1 protein-coding gene is annotated in these 514 nt (G+C 43.2%); it reads right to left on the bottom strand.

What is annotated here, in order from left to right; all coding sequences use genetic code 11:
• Nucleotides 1–513: biotin/lipoyl-containing protein (locus RR876_RS17395; protein ID WP_332637227.1), on the bottom strand; the 513-nt coding region annotated here is incomplete at its 3' end.
• Between the last annotated feature and the right edge of the window lies 1 nt (nt 514).

Raw genomic sequence — 514 nt, 5'->3', positions numbered from 1 at the left:
ATCACCTTCTTTCACGACAACACTTTCTACCGTACCAGCAACCGCACTTGGAACTTCTACCGTTGCTTTATCCGACTCGACGACAACAATGCTGTCATCAACAGCAATTTCATCGCCGACTTTAACTAAGATTTCGCCAACTAACGCTTTTTCAACACCAATATCTGGAACTTTAACATCTACAATTTGAGTTGAAATCGAAGTCGCTGGGGCAGCAGATACTGCAACCGCAGCTACAGGCTGCACTTCTGTTTGAGTTTCTACAGCAGGTTCAGCTTTTACAGATTCTTGAGTAGAGGCAGATGCATCAGCCGATTCAACTTCAATCAATACTGCACCTTCTGAAACTTCATCACCTTCAGAAACTGCAATACTTTTCACCACACCTGCTGAAGTGCTAGGCACTTCAACAGAGGCTTTATCCGATTCAAGCAAAACGATACTGTCATCAATTGCAATCGTATCACCAACCTTCACCAAAATTTCTGCAACCGTGGCTTTATCTACACCAATA

This window comes from Acinetobacter sp., assembly GCF_036666595.1.
Taxonomy (GTDB): Bacteria; Pseudomonadota; Gammaproteobacteria; order Pseudomonadales; family Moraxellaceae; genus Acinetobacter.
Note: the sequence above shows the minus strand (reverse complement) of the source record. Positions and strands in the feature narration are given on the sequence as shown.